This window comes from Dyella humi, assembly GCF_044904605.1.
In the GTDB taxonomy this organism is placed as follows: Bacteria; Pseudomonadota; Gammaproteobacteria; order Xanthomonadales; family Rhodanobacteraceae; genus Dyella_B; species Dyella_B humi.
In genome coordinates, this window is the sequence record NZ_JADIKI010000023.1 from 23,258 (window position 1) to 40,447 (window position 17,190).

A 17,190-nucleotide genomic window follows, 5' to 3' on the forward strand; every position below is an offset into this window, starting at 1 on the left:
TCTTTCCCGTTGCGGGGCTTCTCCGTGGATGCATGGCGCCGGTCCCTTGTTGTCTTATTGCTCAGCCTCGCGTCTGCTGGCGCAATCGCCCAGCGCGCGCCGCTGCAGCAGTCGTTCGATCTGCGCGTACCGTGGATACCGCAACCGGTGTTGGTGGACGGCAAGGCATCACTGGTTTATGAGCTTTATGTCACCAACTATGCGCAGGCGCCGCTGCAACTGCAGCGTCTGATCGTGCTCGATCAGCAAAACCATGCGCTAGTCGAGCTCGATGCAGACCAACTCAACCATGCGCTCGGCCGCCCGGACCATCCTGCCGATCATGACTACGCTCGGCTACCGCCGGGAATGACTGCAGTGGTCTATCTGTCCGTGCCGCTCGCCGAGGGTGCAGCGGCTACGCTTCATCTCAACCATCGCATTCAGTACGCGACGGCTTCGGGACAGACTTTCAGTGTCGAAGGTGGCGCATTCGCGCCCGATACACGCAAACCGTTGGAGTTGGGGCCACCTCTGCGTGGCGGTCCCTGGGTTGCCATCTACGATGCACGCTGGGAGCGCGGTCATCGGCGTGTGCTCTATGCGATCAACGGCGCCGTGCACATTCCTGCGCGCTTCGCCATCGATTGGATCCGCTTGAGCAGCCATGGCGGTTACGCCCGCGGCGACGGGACCACGCCCGGACAATGGTTTGGCTATGGCGCCCAAGTATTGGCCGTGGCGGACGCCACGGTGGCATCCATCGGCGAAGGCATTTCGGAAGCCAGCACACTCGCGGCAGGCGCTGCGCACAAAGTGCCGCTGGAAGATGCCGCAGGCAACTACGTGGCGCTTGCACTGGGCGACGGGCGCTACGCGCTCTATGAACACCTCAAGCCAGGCAGCATCACCGTGAAGACAGGCGATCACGTACGACGCGGCCAGGTGATAGCGCAACTGGGTTTTACCGGCGAATCCACCGGACCGCACCTGCACTTCCACGTAAGCAATGCGAATGCGCCACTCGATGCCGAGGGACTGCCGTACGCACTCGACCATTTCCGCGTGCTTGGTGTCTATCCCACCATCGAGGCATTCGATCAAGGCAAACCCTGGTTGCCGTCGAACAAGGCGGGCGGCGATGCGCGCAGCAGTGAATTTCCCGGGCCGCTCACCGTGGTGGACTTCGGCGAAGACACCGCGCATTGACCAGCGCGGCATAGTGGTTCAAGTTCACACCGGTGTCGGGGCGCTCAGGGATGAGCGCCCCCATGTTGCGCTGCAACCCAGCTTGATATTGCATGTTTCACGACAGTTGAACGACGATGAAGCTATCTAGCGGTGCTGCAACCACACAGGGGCCTGCACATGGAGCGCTTGAAGGGGAAAAGACGGGCGGAACCGCTTATCCGCGCCGGCTTTCTGCTGCTGCTGATCGCATGCGGCCTAGCCACGTTCGCCACGATCAGCAGCGAGCGGGCCGACAAATGGGTGACCCACACGCTGCGTGTGCGTGAGGCGATCATCAAGCTCTATAGCGACGTGCGCGATGCGGAAACCGGGCAACGCGGTTTTCTCTTGACGAAGGATCCGAACTATCTGCAGCCGTACGCACGAGCACGTGCGGATATCCCCGCAACGGAATCGCTGCTGTCCTCGCTGATATCCGACAACCCGTCCCAAACCGCCCTGCTCACCCAGCTTCATACACTTATCGGCAAGAAGCTGGATGAGCTGCAACAAACGGTACAACTGAATACGCAGCGCGACGACGGCGCTGCATTGAATCTCGTCAAGACCGGCGCCGGTCGCCAATTAATGGACGACATTCAAGCCCTGACACAACAGCTGGATCAGAATGAAGCTGCTCTGCTTGATCAACGGCTCAATACATCACGCCGCACCCGGCTCATCCTTCTGATATCGACGCTATTCTCCGCACTGCTGGCCGGCTTGCTTGCCTATCGCGTGCACCGCGAAGGCGCAGCTCGCCAGCAGGTGATCGAGGAGAAAAATCAGGCTCTGGAGGAACAGATTCAGCAGCGCGAAACTGTCGAAATGCGGCTGCGGCAGGTCCAGAAAATGGAAGCCATGGGTCAGCTCACCGGGGGTATCGCGCACGATTTCAACAATATGCTGGCGATCATTGTCGGCAACCTGGAAATGTCGACTCGCCAACTCGGTAGAGGAGATGAAAACCTGCGGGACATGGTGTCGCGTGCCCTGAGCGCGGCCATGCGCGGTGCCGATTTGACTAAGCGCCTGCTGGCGTTTTCGCGCATGCAGGCGCTGCGGCCGAAATCGGTGGATGTGAATGACTGCGTGCGCAGCATGCTGATGATCCTGCAGCGCACGCTCGGCGAGGACATCCATATCGAAAACACGCTTGGCTCCGGGCTATGGCGTGCCTTCATCGATCGTCCGCAGTTGGAAAGCGCCCTGCTCAACCTGGCCGTGAACAGCCGCGACGCCATGCAGGGCAAAGGGCAACTGACTATCGAAACCTCCAACACGTATCTCGACCAGACATTCGCGAATGCGCGCATCGAGGTGACACCTGGACAGTACGTCATGGTGGCTGTCACCGACACCGGCAGCGGCATGACGCCGGAGGTGCTCCGACGCGCTTTCGATCCGTTCTTCACCACCAAGGAAATCGGCCAAGGCACGGGGCTTGGCTTGAGCCAGGTGCATGGTTTCATCAAGCAATCGCACGGCCACGTCCAGATCTATTCCGAGCTTGGCATCGGCACCACGGTAAAAATGTATCTTCCGCGTGCATCGGCACAGCAAGATGCGGAAGTGTTCGCTGAGACGATGGTTTTCACCCTCAATGCATCCAAGAAGGTGCTGGTGGTGGAAGACGACGATGAGGTACGCCATTTCGTGGTGGCCTGCGTCAACGAGCTGGGCTACGCCGCCATCCCGGCCGAAAGCGCCGATGTGGCGCAACAGAAGCTGGCGACCCATCCTGATATTGAACTGCTACTGACGGACGTCGTCATGCCGGGCAAGAACGGCAGACAACTGGTCGAAACTGTTCGTCCCTTCTATCCAAAGCTTCGTGTGCTCTACATGACCGGATATCCGAGGGATGCGATCGTTCACAACGGCATACTGGATAGCGATGTCAGGCTGATCACCAAGCCTTTCTCGATGCAGGAGCTTGCGCGTGAGCTGAGATCCGCTTTTGCGGCGGAAGTTGTCTAGGCACATTGGGCAAGACAGCGTTTTCACACCATCGTCCGATGCGAAGACTTGCAAAGAAAGTCCCTGAGTGAATTCCTCTCCCTCCCGGAGAGGGTGCCGGTAGGCGGGTGAGGGTTCGGGCGACGCATGGTGCTGACTTCTTCTGCAAGTCGTTGTGATCGCGCGCTGATCGTACCCTCACCCCAACCCCTCTCCCGGAGGTAGAGGGGTTCATGCTGCAAACTTCCCCGGATGGCTGTGGGCTTTCCGGAACGGCGATCAGGCAAGATTAGACCGCCCTACCCGCGCACGAAGTCCAACAAATCCTGATTGATCACATCAGCATGGGTAGTAAGCATCCCATGTGGATACCCGGAATAGATCTTCAAGCTGCCATGCTTGAGCAACTTAGCCGACAGCAAAGCGGCATCCTTGTAAGGGACGATTTGGTCATCGTCGCCTTGCAACACCAGTGTGGGCACGTCGATAGCTTTTAGATCTTCCGTGAAGTCGGTTTCCGAAAACGCCTTGATGCCTTCGTAATGGGCCTTGGCCCCACCGTTCATGCCCTGGCGCCACCAGTTCTGAATGACGCCTTCGAGCGGTTTCGCGCCGGGACGATTGAATCCATAGAAAGGCCCCGCCGCCACATCCCGATAGAATTGCGCGCGATTCGCGGCGAGATCCCTGCGAAAGCCGTCGAAAACCTCGATCGGCAGTCCGTCGGGATTGCTGGCGGTTTTCAACATGAGCGGCGGTACCGCCGACACAAGCACCGCCTTGGCCACGCGTCCATTGCCGTGCCGCGCAACGTAGCGCGTCACCTCGCCGCCACCGGTGGAATGACCGATATGGATGGCATCTTTCAGATCGAGTGCCTCTGCGAGCGCCGCTACATCAGCCGCGTAATGATCCATGTCGTGCCCGTCCGACACCTGGCTGGAGCGGCCATGTCCGCGTCGATCGTGAGCGATAACACGGTAGCCCTGCAGCACAAAGAACATCATTTGCGCATCCCAGTCATCGGAACTGAGCGGCCAGCCGTGGTGAAACACAATGGGCTGACCGTGACCCCAATCTTTGTAGAAAATGGATACGCCGTCTTTCGTAGTGATCGTACTCATGAGCTGATTTCCTTCAAGGATGGAAGCCGAGGCCGGAACCATCGATCGGTGGGATATGCAACGCGAGCAGCAAGCGGCGGCACTCCATAAAAACGGATCCGACGCCGAGCCAATGCAATGTACACCCCGAAACGTTGCGGTCACTTTGCAAGCGCCGGGCTTCATCCCCGAGGATCTTTCAAAGACCATGTCTCAACGGCGCGAGCCGGCCGGACTTCCCGCCACCATCCGTCAAACGCAGGCCGTCGTAACGACAGACATCGAGATTCGGATAGACCATCTCCCGACCATCGAGGAATGTCACGCGAACATCGCGCAGGCATCCACCGGCGGGCACCTCCACCATGATCGACGTGAGCCCACCCTGCAGCGGCGTGCTGAACGCGGTGTCCTGAAAGGGCGCACTCTGCGCCGGCGCGAAAGCCAGCGCCGTCACGCTGTCGAACGTGGCGTTGACGAGATGGAAATGACGCGTGGGCTTGCGCGAGTCGCCCGCAGGCGTGGCACAGGCGGAAAGTGTTGCGAGCATGGTGCAGACCAAGACCGCAATGGCCGTGATGGACACGGTAAAACGGGGGACATGCATGGCGGCTCTCCGGGCAAATGGCGGTGTGGCCGCCGCGTGCCATACGTCATGCACGGACGACGGACACCGTTATCGAACCCGTTTTCCGCTACGCCTTGAAAGCGATCCGGGGCGAATCGTCGTAGCGCGGTGACGAATCGTAGTGGCCGTGCGACTTGCTTTTCTCCGCTGATCACGACGCCTAAGATGTAGCGACGATCCGCCAGGACAGACTGCGATGAAGGTGCGCCTTGGCAACACGGACATCGACCTGGCCCGCTACCTCGGCCTATGGACGGCCATGGTCGGGGTCTTCGCCGTGCAGGGACTTTTGCATGATCTGTTCATCAGCAGACAGCTCTGGTCACCCTGGGATTATCTGCGCTGGTCCATGATCCAGTGGTACACATGGGCCGCGCTCGCGCCGCTGGTATTTCGCCTGGCCGAGAAATATCCCATCCAGGCGCCCGTGCGCCTTCGCGGCCTCGGCATCCAACTGCCGCTGAGCTTTGGCGTGACGATGCTGGCGATGATCATCGGCGCGCTCATTTCCACGCTGTTCGAACCCAGCTCGTTTATCGAACAAATATGGCAATTCCTCGGCCAGCACTTTGCCACGGGGCTGCTTACCTATTGGACACTGTTTGCGATTCAACAAGCCATGGCGTTCTACGCCGAGAAAGCGCGCCGCGAACTGGAAGCGAGCAAGCTGGCAACCGAACTCGCGCAATCGCGCTTGCAGGCACTCAAGTCGCAACTGCAGCCGCATTTCCTGTTCAACACGCTGCACGCCATCGCCACCTTGCTGGACGAAGATACGCTGTCGGCCGAAGACATGCTGCTGCGCCTGAGTGATCTGCTGCGCGCCTTCCTGGAAGATTACGACGGCCAGGAAATCAGCCTGCGGCGAGAGCTGGTGCTGCTGGACCTCTACCTCGGCATCCAGCGTATGCGCTTCAAGGACCGCCTGACCACGCAGATCTACATCAGCCCTGACACGCTGCATTGCGCCGTGCCCAGTTTGATTCTGCAACCGATCGTGGAAAACGCCATTCGCCATGGCATCGGCGAACGCATCGGCGTGGACTGCATCGAGATCGAAAGCTGCCGCGAGAACGACAGCCTCTGTATCGACGTGCGCAACCGCAACAGCGTTCTGGAAACCGAGAAGACATCGACATCCGGGCACGGCATTGGCCTTTCCAATACGGCGCTGCGTCTACGCGAACTGTATGGCGATGCCGCGCAGGTGCGCCTGGAGATGATTTGGCCACAAGGCGTGGTCTGCCGCTTGCGCCTGCCCTTCCGTGAAATGGAAGAGCCCGACGACGCGCCCGAGGTGGTCACGGCATGACGATCACCACGCTCGTCGTGGACGATGAGCCGATCGCACGACACGCGATCGTTCGCTTGTTGCGCAACGATCCGGACATTGAACTGGCCGGCGAATGCGGCGATGGGGCCTCGGCCGTGCAGGCGATCCGCCAGTATTCCCCCGACCTGGTGTTTCTGGACGTGCAGATGCCTGCGATCACGGGTATCGAAGTGGTAGAAACCATCGGCGCCGCGCGCATGCCGGCCATCGTGTTCGTCACGGCCTACGAGCAATACGCCGTGCGCGCGTTCGAAGCGAATGCCGTGGATTACCTGGTAAAACCCTTCAGCCGCGAACGCTTCGCCGATTCGCTATCGCGCGTAAAGCAACGACTTGCCGCTCGCGATAGCGATGGGGAATTATCTTCCGCGCGCATCCTGCAGGCACTACAAGCCTTACGCCAGCGCGACAATTATCTCGAACGCGTTCCCGTGCGCATTGACGAGCACATTGTTTTCGTCGACGTCGACGACATCGTATGGATCAAGGCCAGCGGCAACACCGTACTGCTTCACTTGGCCGACCGCGTCCATGAGCTGCGGGAAACCATGACCGCGCTGTCCGCACGCCTCGATCCCCGCCACTTCGCACGCGTGCATCGCTCGGCCATCATCAACGTACGCCGCGTCCAGGCCATCCACCCATGGTTCAACGGTTACCACGTCGTCACGATGGATACCGGCCAGAAGCTGCGCATGAGCCGTTATCAGCATGAGGCGTTTTTACAGCTTGTTTCGACCAGGGACACGAAGCGGGAAGAATAGCTAGCCGCTTCCGGGCCAGAGTATCGCCTGGGCCACGATGACATGCTCGCCATTGAACGTCGCCGCCGGGGAGCCATACAGCTGGTAGCCAAGGCTCAAAGCTTCGGAAACGCGTTGGCAAAACGTTGCGTCGTCGTTGCCTGTCAACAATCGATAGCGCGGAAGACCGTCAGGGGGCAAGTCTGTCATTGGGATTCCTCTACGTTGCTTTGAGTCATTGGCGTCTACTTGGGGTCAAGAACGGCCATTGGCCCTTCCTACCCTGACCCCAGCAGCCTTCTACATTACCGCGCCGCGAAGCCGGCCTGACGCCCTGAGCACGTGGCATCTGCTTCGAAACACAAACCTGCGCTATTGTTCGCCCCATACCTGTAGCGCGCGCGGACGCGCCATACACAGGGACGTTCAGGCGAAAAGCATGAGCGAACAGGAGGCCAGGGGACGTTGAAAGTAGGGTCGGATAGCTCAGCGATCGAATCTTGGCGGGTTCGGAGCCGCTGGCGTAGAGCGGTGGTAATCGTTGCCTGGTTCCTCATGCTGGGGTTGGCCGCGTGCGCGCATGGCCAAGCCATCAGCCTCGCCTCCTTCACCCAGGCCCAGGGCCTGGGCAGCCTGGAAGACAACTGCCTGCTGCAGGATCGCCAAGGCTTCGTGTACGTGTGCACGGAGAACGGGCTGTTCCGCTTCGACGGCCATGCTTTTCAACGCATCGGTGCGGCAAGCGGTTTGCACGGCAACTTCATTTCGGCACTGCACCAGGACAGCGCAGGTCGCCTGTGGGTGGGCACGCGGTCGGGACTCTACGTAGGCGATGGCCAGCACTTCGCTTCCGCCGACGAACCGGCACACCTCCTGTCGACCGATCCAGGCGCCATGCTCGCCGATTTGGACGGCCATTTGTATGCGGTGAGTCAGCATCACCTGTGGGTGATCGAATCCACGGCGACGGGATGGCGCGTGCGTCCACGCTTCGATGCAGCGGCTCTGCACGCGACACCGGCGCTAGCGGACATCACCAGCGTCTTCAGTGATGGACATGCGTTGTGGTTCGGCTGCGGTAAATCGCTGTGCCAACTGGTCGGCACGCAACTGCGTGTTTGGGATGAACGCAAAGGCATTCCCGCGGACACCTGGACATCCTACCTTCGTACTCACGACGGCACGCTATGGGTACGCAGTCCGCGTTACATCCGCACGCTGTATCCTGGCAGCGTCACTTTTACGAACCATGATCTGTCCGGCGCACGCGTGGTTACTGCGTACCTGGACATGATCGAGGATGACCAGGGCCGCCTGCTTACTCGCGCCAACGACGGCCTGGCGCGTTGGGACGGCCACAGTTGGCGCATCTTCGGTACGGGCAACGGTCTGCCCGACATTGGCATCGATGCATTGCTGTACGACCGCAGCCACGTGTTGTGGATCGGCACCTACGGTCGCGGCGTATTGCAGTGGCGTGGCTATGAACAGATCGAAAGCTGGCAGGGCGCGCAGGGTTTGGATAGCAGCCCCAGTTGGGCGATCGCACGCGCCTCCGATGGTGCACTATGGATTGGCAATGAGCTGGGCGGCAGCATGCTCGCACCGGGTGCGTCGCGGCTCGTACCTTGGCCCTTGAAAGCGCCGCCGTTGGCGCAGGAGACCACTGGGCTGCAAAAACTGCCCGATGGCGACATGCTGGTCGCCTATTACTCGGGCGAATTGCTGCGTTATCACGCTCGACAGGGCATCACCGAGGAAGTCGCGCATTCGCCCGCCTACATCCGCGACATGGAGCAAGACAGCCATGGGCTGATATGGCTTTGCACCGAGCGCGGGTTGTACGTCTATGACGGCCACACACTGCGACATGCGGGCGACAACGTGGTTCCGGACGATGTGTTTTCCGATATGACGGAAGATGCACAAGGCCGGCTGTGGTTCGCTGGCGATACCGGTTTGTTTCGCCTCGAGCACGGTCGATGGACGCGTATACGCGTCATCGGCGCGCCATCCGATGGGGACTTCAGGCATTTGGATGCACCACCTGATGGTGGTCTCTACCTGTCCGGCAATTTCAACGGTCTGTGGCGTGGTCGCGTAACCAGCGATGACACGATCACGGTGCAACATGTTGCGGACAACTTGCTCGACGATACACGCGTCTATTTCATCGAGCACGACCGCCGCGGCTGGCTGTGGATCGGCGGGACTGACGGCGTGGAACTCTTTAACGGCCAGCGCTGGCGTCGTCTTACCGAAGACGATGGCCTGATCTGGGACGACATCGGCGAGAACGCCTTCTTCGAGGACAGCGACGGCTCGGTGTGGATCGGTACCACCAATGGCGTCTCACACATCCTGCACCCGGCCTCGCTGGCGGCACCCGATCCGTTGACCGTGAGTATCGCCGGCCTGAACCTGGGTGGCGTGGCGCAAGCGCCGGCGTCCACCTATCGCTTCGACTACGCACCCGAGCAGCCACTTACCTTGCATCTCGCCACGCTGGGCGCGCCTACGCGTCGCACCTTGCAATATCGCTATCGCCTGCAAGGCCTGGAACACAACTGGGTGAATTCAGATCGGCCACAAATCGACTATCCGCCGCTTCCGCCGGGCGATTTCGTGTTCGAACTAGCTGCCTACGATCCGGATAGCCGCCAGCTCTCGCCTGTCGTGCAATTACCGCTGCACATCGTTCCGCCATGGTGGCAACGGACACCGGCGGTGCTGGGTGGTTTGTTGCTGCTTGTACTGGGTATTGCGCTGGTCTGGCAGTTGCGCACGCAGAATCTGCGTGCTCGCGCACGCACGCTTGAACGCCTGGTGGCACTGCGCACGCGCGAACTGGAAGTGGACAAGCAGGCGCTGGAGCAAGCGCGCGCCGCGCTATGGCAACAGGCCACACACGATGCGCTGACCAGCTTGCCCAATCGTTCCCATGTGTTGGAAATCCTTACCGAGGCCATTGCTCACGCACGCAAACATGACGAACCATTGGCTGTAGCACTGATCGATCTGGATCACTTCAAACACATCAACGATCGCCATGGCCACCTGGCCGGCGACGCGGTACTGATCGAAGCTTCGACGCGCTTGCATGATGCGCTGCCAATCGGCGCCTCCCTGGGTCGCTATGGCGGCGAGGAAATCCTGGCTGTGATACCGGGCGTATCGTGCGACGATCCCGCTCCCTTCGAAACGCTGCGTCGGCATATTGCCGACCGGCCTTTCAGCGGTGACGGAAGCCATGTAGAAATTACCTGCTCGATCGGCATCGCCTGGCTGCAACAGCAGGATCGCGACGGCTTTGACGTGATACGCCGCGCGGACGCCGCGCTATACGTGGCCAAGACGTCCGGGCGCAACCGCGTAGTGGTCGCCGGCAAGCGCTGGGAGATGACGTGACGCATCGATGCCGTCACGTCAGCGTTTCACCGGGATCGGGCAGCAATGCAAGGTAGAGGGAATAAGGCAACAGGGAAAGAGGTTGGTCGCCATCCACAGGACCGATATCGAGCCGGCTGCACATGGCAGCGGCGTCCAAGCGAAATTTGAAATAGGCGTGAATGGTTTCCTCGTCGCGGAGGCGAAGCATGCCATACACATCGCGCCCGTCGTTGTCGACACGCTCGATATCGGTGAAATGCATCAAGCCGATGTTGTCGCGCGTGAAGTTGAATATGCTCTTTCGCTTACCGCTGTCGAACAACTTGGCGCCCGCCGTAAAGCAGGTTAGCCAGGCAAGCTTGTCGCCGGCTTGTAAGGCGGCGATCGCCGTGCGGACCGTCGGATGTATGTAAACCCCTGCGCCTATGTCCATGGGATGCGACGAAGAAGCAATGTTATGCGCATGCTTGATCTTCACAAGGCAAGCCGAAGTGAATGACGTCAACTTGCACGCGACATTCATCTATTCATGACGCAACGAACGCGATTAGAAGACGCAGCTCTCACACTTCGTACACGCGACAGTCGCCTAGCACCGATCAGTACGTTCTTTACCGAGGGGGGTGATTTTCACTCGTCACACAGAACGTTTTTATGTTGCAGTGTTTCGCACAACATGTTTGTACTGGATTGCCCAGCTTCGCTGTTGAAAAGCGCCGCGGCGTTCGCCCATTGCTCCCCGGAAAAACAACGACCCGATTCGCTGTAATGCTTGATGATTCGTTGTCCCGACGAAAGCCGGACCAGCGCAAAGCGCGCAGAACGTCCGGGTGCCCTCTCTCGGGGTAAGCGAATGGCCTCCCGCCAGCACGGTCGGAGTGCGGCAGGCTGCCTTCAGATGAGAACCATTCGTATTGAATCGCGCAAGAAAATGTATGAGAATGCGACCTACTCTCATCTTCGGATAGCTCAGGGGCCGCATGCATCGCGTTTTGAAAGGAAGACTGCCGGTGTGCCTGCTGGCGGCCGTTGCCACGCTCGGTATCACCACTACCGCGCACGCGGATGAACCTCTGCTCGGCTTTCTCTACACCACCGACTTACTGCCCAAGAATGCCCAGGAAATGGAGCAATGGGTAACGTGGCGCCACCAGAAGGCCGGCGGGCAGTTCGACCTGCTTGAAGGACAGACCGAATATTCTTACGGCGCCACGGATTCGCTGCAGCTGTCCGGTTATCTCATCTATGACTGGACGCAAGCCTATCGCAACGGGCCGGATGGGACGACCACGCCGCCGGAACCGTACTCTGCCTATTTCCCGAACCCGTATAGCCATTTCAACAGCACCAAGTTCATAGGCGCGGCGTTCGAGGCGATCTGGCGCGTGCGCAGCCCTTATACAGATCCCGTCGGCATTGCCTTCCTGTTCGAGCCGGAGATCGGCCCGCGCTTCCAGGAGTTGCAGGTGAGAGCCATCTTCCAGAAGAACTTCCTCGACGATCGCCTGGTGCTCGTCGGCAACGCCACTTGGGCACCGGAAGTCCGCGAGCTTCCCGGCAATCCGTCCGCTGCTCCTGGCAGCGGCGTCGATCGCCCTAACACCAATATCGAGACCGACGTGAATTTTGGTGTCGGCGCCTCCTACCGCTTCACTTCCAACTGGGCCGTTGGTTGGGAAGTACAGAACGAGCGAGAGATCAACCGATTCGATCTGTTCGACCATAGCCAATGGATGGGCAACGCCGTATATACCGGACCCACGATTCATTACGCGAATCAGCACTTCTTCGCGACGTTGACGTGGTGGCAGCAGCTTCCCATTGCGCACAACTATATGGACTCCAGCATGATCGTCCATGGCTACGACGACGACGTCGATTTCGAACATACCCGCGTTCGCCTGAAAATCGGCTATTACTTCTGATGGAAACAAAACATGAAAGCCCAGTTCCTGTTGGTGCCTGCCGTCGCGATTGTCGCCGTAGCGACGCCTGCCTACGCCAAGGTGTTCCTCAGTGTTGAACAAGCCCAACAACTGATGTTTCCTGGTGCCACTTTTACGCAGCAGCCGTTGACGCTGACCGACGACCAGGTGCATGCCATCGAGAAGGCGAGTCAGACGGATGTGTTGAGCCATCAGGTTCAGCTGTGGAAAGTTTCCACGGGTGGATGGGTCATCGTCGATCAGGTCGTGGGCAAACATGAGTTCATCCCTATCGCCGTGGGGCTGGATGATTCGGGCGCGGTGAAGAGCATCGAAATCCTCGAATATCGCGAGGCTTTCGGGGACCAGGTACGCAATCCGCAATGGCTTGCCCAGTTTTACGGTAAGCGCAATGGCGCCACGCTCACGCTGACCAAGGACATCCAGAACATTTCGGGAGCGACTCTTTCGTCCAAGCACATCACGGATGGCGTGCGCAGGCTTTTGGCGACCTATGCCATTGCCATCGCCTCCCATTGAACGAGCCAAGCCGCTGCTAGGCACGATTGTTCGTATCAGGGTCGATGGCCTGCCATCGCCCCTAGCGAATGAAGTCATCAGCGGTGCGTTTGATCTCATTGCCGAGATTCATCGCTTGATGAGTTTTCACGAGCCTGAAAGCGAACTTTCGCATTTGAACCGCGATGCTTCGTGTCATCCGATCCATGTCAGTCCACACACTCATGCGGTGCTGGATCATGCATTGAAACTCGCTGAGGTTTCGGAAGGACTCTTCGACCCGACGATCGCACATGTTCTTGCCAGGGATGGACTTCTCCCGACTTTGACGGGCATACCGCCATCTTCCAATGCGAGTTGGAAAGATGTCGCCGTGTCTTCCGATGGCGAGGTTTCTTTTGGCAAACCACTTTGGCTGGACCTTGGTGGCATTGCGAAAGGCTACGCTGTCGACTGCGCCTTCGAATACATCGCGTCTCACCATCCCACGCGCATCGTTGTCGAGGCTGGAGGAGATTTGCGACTGACTGGTCCTGAGCCAGAGCTTGTGTACCTCGCCGCACCCTACATGCAGGAAGCCATCCCTGCGGTCCGAATTGAAAATGCTTCAGTAGCCAGTTCTGGCAGCCAAGTGCTGCACGATGAAATGAGAAGCCAACAGTTAGTCAGCCCCCATATCGACCCTCGCACCGGAAATCATTGCAGAACGGATCGCTTCGTCACCGTGATTGCGCCCCGTTGCATAGATGCCGATGCGCTCACCAAGGTTGTGATGGCCGCCGGAGCAGCGTCGAGCTCCATTCTTGAGCGTTATCAGGCGCTGGCTTTCATGCTGGAGGGAACCACTTGGACTTCCATCGGCGCCAGCGCCCCGATGATGGCCCCTAGCGATCCATGACCTGATGCGCCTTACACATCCCATTCGCCTGACTCTGTATGTCATCAGTATCGGCCTCTGGCTGACCGGTGCGCTTTGGCTTGTCTTCCATTACTTCATGGTGCAGCAAACAGCATTCGGGCCATCACCACATCCATTGGAGCATTGGTGGCTTTCGCTGCATGGGCTTTTTGGCTTCCTCACGCTTTGGATGTTCGGTTGGCTGTGGGGACGTCACATCATCTGGGGGTGGAAAGCCAAGCGTCATCGCGTAACGGGGGGATTACTTTTTCTCCTACTTCTCCTGCTCGTGCTATCGGGCTACTTCTTGTATTACCCGCCAAGTGACAGCTCACTTCCAGTCATCGCGGTGTTGCACTGGTCGATTGGTCTTTCTCTAGTGATTCCATTCCTGCTGCATCGCTTTTGGCGACCGTCCCATAAGGGGCGGGATTAGCGCCACAGCGCAATGCGCTGACCGCACCTCAATTACACAACAGCTTCAACCTGTGAGCTGATCAGCAAGCGAATCCGCTCCGCATCCTCCGGCGTTGCAGGGTTGTCGTTCGCGATCGACATGCTCGTCCCGTTAGTAGTTATACCCGTAGTTTTTATACCTGTATAACGCCACTACTTTACCCCGATAGATCCACGCTCAAAAGTATCTCTGTCCACATCGGATTGGGAGAAATTTTCATGCGTGTTTTTGTTACAGGTGCTACCGGTTTCGTTGGATCTGCTGTCGTGAAGGAACTGCTCAGCGCCGGGCACAAAGTGCTCGGGCTTGTGCGTTCGGATACGGGAGCCGCCGCGCTAGCCGCAGCGGGTGCCGAAGTGCATCGCGGCTCACTCGAAGACCTCGAGAGCCTGCGCATCGGCGCGGAGGCCGCAGATGGCGTGATCCATACCGCCTTCAACCATGACTTCTCGAAATTCGTCGAGAACTGCGAGCTGGACCGGCGCGCGATTGAAGCACTCGGCGACGCGATTGCCGGCTCGAACCGCCCGCTACTGGTTACCTCCGGCATTGCCTTGCTGGCTAAAGACCGATTGGTGACGGAAGATGACGGCTCACCTGTTCCTTCAAGTTCGTATCCTCGCGCTTCGGAAGCAATGGCCGAAGCATTGGCGGCGCGTGGCGTGAACGCTTCGGTCGTCCGCCTTCCTCCATCGACGCATGGCGATGGCGACCATGGCTTCGTGCCGCGTGTAATCAACTTCGCGCGCGAAAAAGGCGTCTCCGCTTACGTGGGCGAAGGTCACAATCGCTGGGCCGCCGTCCATCGGTTCGATGCAGCCGTCGTTTACCGGCTGGCGCTCGAAAAAGGCATTGCGGGAGCCCGCTATCACGCAATCGCTGATGAAGGCGTGCCGTTCAAGCATATCGCCGAAGTGATCGGCCGTCGGCTCAACCTGCCCGTCGTCAGCATGTCACCCGAAGAAGCTCAAGAGCACTTCGCTTGGTTCGCACTGTTCACGGGCTTGGATATGCATGGCTCCAGCCAAAAGACGCGCGACGTGCTGGGCTGGCAGCCAAAGCAGCCAGGCTTGATTGCCGACGTTGATCGGCCGGCTTATTTCGAGCATTGAAGAAAGAAGCACAGACTTCCGACTATTTTTGTCATCAGGCGTGCACGAGCTTGCCCCAATTGCCAATTGCTTTAACAACTACGCGCAAATGGCCTCAATTCACTGAAACATGTCCCACCCAGATAGGCGGCGCACGTTACCGATTGCAGTAGCGTGCGTTGATCCGTTCCGCCGATGTAAATCATGTTTCCTCTCAAAAGCCGAGGTGCGTCGTACGTAAGAACGACGGCCTCGCACAAGCTTGCATGCCTGGTAGCACTACTCATCTATCTCGTCCTGGCACTCTGCTATTTCGGAACATCGGGCGCCTGGACGCACCACTATCTGGGTGAAGGCAACGATCCGGTCAGCTTTGTCTGGTATATCCATTGGTGGCCGTTTGCCATTCAGCACCATCTGAATCCATTTTTCAGCCACTACGTATGGCATCCGAATGGCGTAAACCTTTCATGGACGACGTCCATCCCATTCGTCGCACTGCTTCTGTGGCCCATTACGGCCGCGGCCGGGCCGGTGATGGCCTTCAATGTCGTCAGCATCATGGCACCGGCTCTTTCCGCCTGGACGGCTTTCTTGCTGGCCATGTATCTCTCGCGCCGATGGCTGTCTTCGCTGTTCGCCGGCTATTTCTTCGGCTTTTCTTCCTATGAGCTGGGCCAACTGCTTGGACACCTCAACCTGGATCTCATCTTTCTGGTTCCTGTTGCGGTGTTGCTTTGCATCGCACATGTTCGTGGAGATCTTCGACGCTACACGTTCGTTGCAGCACTCGCCCTCGTGCTGACCATTCAACTCGGTATTGCCACAGAAATACTCGCTAGCCTGTGCGTGTTCGGGGCGATAGCATGGGGGATCTTTCTCCTCTTTACGCATCCGTCGCAACGAGCTCCGCTGTGGCGGCTCGCCAAGGACATCGCCATCACGGCGCCAGTCGTGCTGATACTCACCGCGCCCTATCTCATCTACATGGTGAAAGGTATGGCGCATGGCCAACCGTTCCACACGTCGCCAACAGCCTACTCGGCAGATCCGCTGAACCTTCTTGTTCCCACGCGCGTCTCTTTGTTGGGCAGAGTCACTTCGGGATGGGCCGAGAAATTCGCCGGCAACGCATCGGAACAAGGCGCTTATCTGGGCTTGCCGTTGCTCGTGCTGATGATCTGGTACTTCCGCGATCACTATCGAGATCGCGTCACCAAGGCGCTGCTGGTTACAACGTGCGCGCTGGCCCTGATGAGTTTCGGCCCCCGGCTACAAATCGAACGCCACATTACCTGGCTTCGCCTTCCCTGGCATTTGTTCATGAAGGCGCCCCTGGTCAGCGAAGCGCTGCCCATACGCTTCATGATGTACGTAGCGCTCTGCGCAGCGATGGTAGCGGGGCTGTGGTTATCAGACGCAAAGACACGCACGCAAATGGCCGGCCGTGTCGCTATTGCACTATTGGCCATCGTTACCCTGTTGCCCGATCCCGCGGCATTCGCGTGGACGCCCTGGCCAGCGCAAGCGTTCTTTCAGGGCGATCACATCAAGCAAGTGCTGGGCAAAGACCCGAATGTGCTGATTCTGCCCTTCTCCGATCAAGGGCCCGGCATGGGATGGCAAGTCGATACCGGTATGGCACTCACCCAAGCCGCCGGCTATCTGGGGCCGGATCCGCAGCAGGAAGATGGCGATACGTTGAACGAACTTCGCCATGGCGAACTTTCGCCGGATTTCAAAAATCACTTGCAGGCGTTCTGCCTGTCGCACAACGTCGATTACATTCTGATTGGACCCAAGACGCCGGCGTCGCTTACGAATGCCATTTCAGGCTTGCCGTGGATGCAACACGTGGACCGGGGAGTCGTCGTGGTCAACGTACCGCCCATGTCAGCATTGAGTTTACGGTGAGCGCGAGCGCAGGTATCTGGA

15 protein-coding genes are annotated in these 17,190 nt (G+C 58.9%); 11 read left to right on the forward strand and 4 right to left on the reverse strand.

Annotated elements, in window-relative coordinates; all coding sequences use genetic code 11:
• The first annotated feature begins 24 nt into the window (after positions 1-24).
• Together ISP18_RS11225 and ISP18_RS11230 are read left to right on the forward strand one after the other, a co-directional pair.
• Entirely contained in the window at positions 25-1,188 is a 1,164-nt protein-coding gene (locus ISP18_RS11225; RefSeq protein ID WP_380006702.1) for a M23 family metallopeptidase, read from the forward strand.
• Between the two features lie 159 nt (positions 1,189-1,347).
• Positions 1,348-3,189, forward strand: coding sequence for a CHASE3 domain-containing protein (locus ISP18_RS11230; RefSeq protein WP_380006699.1), 1,842 nt, complete (start codon positions 1,348-1,350; stop codon positions 3,187-3,189).
• A 278-nt stretch (positions 3,190-3,467) separates the two neighbouring features.
• Here the strand turns inward: ISP18_RS11230 and ISP18_RS11235 are convergent, their stop codons facing one another.
• Complete coding sequence (locus ISP18_RS11235) at positions 3,468-4,292, reverse strand: alpha/beta fold hydrolase (RefSeq protein WP_380006696.1); 825 nt, start codon at positions 4,290-4,292, stop codon at positions 3,468-3,470.
• A 178-nt stretch (positions 4,293-4,470) separates the two neighbouring features.
• Positions 4,471-4,878, reverse strand: a complete 408-nt coding sequence (locus ISP18_RS11240; RefSeq protein ID WP_380006692.1) for a hypothetical protein — start codon at positions 4,876-4,878, stop codon at positions 4,471-4,473.
• Between the two features lie 217 nt (positions 4,879-5,095).
• Between ISP18_RS11240 and ISP18_RS11245 the strand changes: the two genes are divergently transcribed.
• Both ISP18_RS11245 and ISP18_RS11250 read left to right on the forward strand, forming a co-directional pair.
• Positions 5,096-6,211: a sensor histidine kinase gene (locus ISP18_RS11245; protein WP_380006689.1), complete on the forward strand. Its 1,116-nt coding sequence runs from the start codon at positions 5,096-5,098 to the stop codon at positions 6,209-6,211.
• Positions 6,208-6,996, forward strand: a complete 789-nt coding sequence (locus ISP18_RS11250; RefSeq protein WP_380006686.1) for a LytR/AlgR family response regulator transcription factor — start codon at positions 6,208-6,210, stop codon at positions 6,994-6,996. Before ISP18_RS11245 ends, ISP18_RS11250 begins: the two co-directional genes overlap by 4 nt.
• Here the strand turns inward: ISP18_RS11250 and ISP18_RS11255 are convergent, their stop codons facing one another.
• On the reverse strand, positions 6,997-7,185 hold the full coding sequence (locus ISP18_RS11255) for a DUF1737 domain-containing protein (protein WP_380006683.1): 189 nt from the start codon (positions 7,183-7,185) through the stop codon (positions 6,997-6,999). It lies immediately after the preceding gene.
• 321 nt (positions 7,186-7,506) lie between these two features.
• On the opposite strand from ISP18_RS11255, the gene ISP18_RS11260 reads away from it, so the two are divergent.
• Entirely contained in the window at positions 7,507-10,383 is a 2,877-nt protein-coding gene (locus tag ISP18_RS11260; protein ID WP_380006680.1) for a ligand-binding sensor domain-containing diguanylate cyclase, read from the forward strand.
• A 13-nt stretch (positions 10,384-10,396) separates the two neighbouring features.
• Here the strand turns inward: ISP18_RS11260 and ISP18_RS11265 are convergent, their stop codons facing one another.
• Positions 10,397-10,843 (reverse strand): hypothetical protein, encoded by a 447-nt coding sequence (locus tag ISP18_RS11265; protein WP_380006677.1) that lies wholly within the window; start codon positions 10,841-10,843, stop codon positions 10,397-10,399.
• Between the two features lie 502 nt (positions 10,844-11,345).
• Here ISP18_RS11265 and ISP18_RS11270 point away from each other — a divergent pair.
• The 6 genes from ISP18_RS11270 to ISP18_RS11295 all read left to right on the forward strand — a co-directional run bounded on the left by ISP18_RS11270 (position 11,346) and on the right by ISP18_RS11295 (position 17,169).
• Entirely contained in the window at positions 11,346-12,290 is a 945-nt protein-coding gene (locus ISP18_RS11270) for a DUF6662 family protein (RefSeq protein WP_380006674.1), read from the forward strand.
• A gap of 12 nt (positions 12,291-12,302) precedes the next feature.
• The gene (locus tag ISP18_RS11275; protein ID WP_380006671.1) at positions 12,303-12,830 is read left to right on the forward strand and encodes an FMN-binding protein; all 528 of its coding nucleotides are present in this window, start codon (positions 12,303-12,305) and stop codon (positions 12,828-12,830) included.
• A complete protein-coding gene (locus ISP18_RS11280) occupies positions 12,805-13,707 on the forward strand; it encodes an FAD:protein FMN transferase (protein WP_380006668.1) in 903 nt (300 codons plus the stop codon). Before ISP18_RS11275 ends, ISP18_RS11280 begins: the two co-directional genes overlap by 26 nt.
• Before the next feature lie 4 nt (positions 13,708-13,711).
• On the forward strand, positions 13,712-14,143 hold the full coding sequence (locus ISP18_RS11285; RefSeq protein WP_380006665.1) for a hypothetical protein: 432 nt from the start codon (positions 13,712-13,714) through the stop codon (positions 14,141-14,143).
• A 239-nt stretch (positions 14,144-14,382) separates the two neighbouring features.
• Positions 14,383-15,276 (forward strand): SDR family oxidoreductase, encoded by an 894-nt coding sequence (locus tag ISP18_RS11290; protein WP_380006662.1) that lies wholly within the window; start codon positions 14,383-14,385, stop codon positions 15,274-15,276.
• A 183-nt stretch (positions 15,277-15,459) separates the two neighbouring features.
• Complete coding sequence (locus tag ISP18_RS11295) at positions 15,460-17,169, forward strand: hypothetical protein (RefSeq protein WP_380006659.1); 1,710 nt, start codon at positions 15,460-15,462, stop codon at positions 17,167-17,169.
• Positions 17,170-17,190 lie beyond the last annotated feature (21 nt).